This is a genomic window from Mesorhizobium sp. B2-4-19, assembly GCF_006441315.1.
Classification (GTDB): Bacteria; Pseudomonadota; Alphaproteobacteria; order Rhizobiales; family Rhizobiaceae; genus Mesorhizobium.
Genome location: NZ_VFUV01000046.1, coordinates 1 through 1,281, shown reverse-complemented (window position 1 = coordinate 1,281; position 1,281 = coordinate 1). Strand labels below are relative to the sequence as shown.

The 1,281-nt window shown below is 59.8% G+C and carries 2 protein-coding genes; both read right to left on the bottom strand.

Going from position 1 to position 1,281, the window contains the following annotated elements:
• Positions 1–265: 265 nt before the first annotated feature.
• Positions 266–577, bottom strand: coding sequence for a type II toxin-antitoxin system RelE/ParE family toxin (locus FJ546_RS31045; RefSeq protein WP_140893042.1), 312 nt, complete (start codon positions 575–577; stop codon positions 266–268).
• Between the two features lie 3 nt (positions 578–580).
• Positions 581–847, bottom strand: a complete 267-nt coding sequence (locus tag FJ546_RS31040; protein ID WP_140893041.1) for a type II toxin-antitoxin system ParD family antitoxin — start codon at positions 845–847, stop codon at positions 581–583.
• Positions 848–1,281: the final 434 nt, after the last annotated feature.

The following is a 1,281-nucleotide window of genomic DNA, read 5'->3' as shown; positions in this document are numbered from 1 at the left end:
CGGCGCACCGCCCTCGTTCGTGAGGCGTATATAGTCGCCACCAATCCAAACTGTCAACACACTTCATCAAAGTTTTTTCGATTTCTCGCCGGCATATCCACAAGGCTGAAATTCGTGAGTTGGCTTGGCTGAATCTCGACCGGACGTCCGCTGCCGATCATTCCTGCCGGGCCCACCATTGCCTCGACGCCAGCCCACCGACATCGGCTTGAAAATCGCCTGTCCCCTGGTGGATGTCGAGCGCCGCGCCAGCGTAGGCAGCGCTTCAAAGCCGGTCTTCCAGCAGTTCCGGCGTGATGTTCCGCCCAGCGTAAAAGATGCCCAGGATCAACACCCGTTCGCTCTCGACCGCGAAAGCGATGCTGACGGCGCGCCGATAACCAACAATCCGCAGCCCCGGCATGATCTCGACCCGCTCCGTGCCGCGCTGTGGAAAAGTCGATAGGCCCAGGCAATGGTCGCGGATGCCGACAACGAAATTCCAGGCGATCGCCGGCGACGCGCGCTCGGCTATGTCGTCATAGAGTTGTTCGAGTTCAGCTTCGGCCACGGGATGAAAGACGATCCGGTACTCCATCCCCTACCTGGCTTTCGCCAGCTTCGCGCGATGGCGCGCCTCCAGCCGAGAGAACACCGTATCGGCAGGAATCCCCTTTGCCGGATCCTGCTGGAGCTCAGTCAGGCGCCCCGGGATTTCCTCGCGCAGCCATCTCTCCCGCTCCGCCTCGAAATCCTCGAGCATACGCAGGCCGGCGCGGACAACCTCACTGGCATTGTTGTAACGACCTGATTCGAGCTGCTTCCTGATGAAGCTCTCATAATGGTCGTTCAGGGCGTAATTGGGCATGGCAACCTCTGGAAAGAACGTCCGGCCATGGGAAATATAGCAATAGATGTCACCTATTGCCAGAACTAGCCGGTGCGGCGGCACTCCGCCTTTGATTCGGATTATTCCGCAGGGCTTGATTCGCCGATTCTGCACAACCGCGACATCGCCTCAGCTCCGCTGACGCCGGCGCGATCGAGGAAACGGGTCTGCAATTGACGGCTCCGACGATCTGCTCTCCGTCATACAGGCGAGACGACGGGCACTGAAGCTGGCCGAGAGAGAGGCCTCGCCTGCTAAATTCATTTCGCATTTGGTTGCGGTCGCCGCTCCGCTTCGGCTTTCGCTGTTCGCTTCGGTCGTTGCTGCGCGTTCTTCCCCCGAACGCAAAACGGCCCGCTGGTTTGAGCCATGCGGGCCGTTTGTGAATTGGTTGCGGGGACAGGATTTGAACC

What these genes read in the sequence shown, in the direction of transcription:
- FJ546_RS31045 (WP_140893042.1), bottom strand. Translation starts at nt 577, where the DNA reads ATGGAGTACCGGATCGTCTTTCATCCCGTGGCCGAAGCTGAACTCGAA.
- FJ546_RS31040 (WP_140893041.1), bottom strand. Translation starts at nt 847, where the DNA reads ATGCCCAATTACGCCCTGAACGACCATTATGAGAGCTTCATCAGGAAG.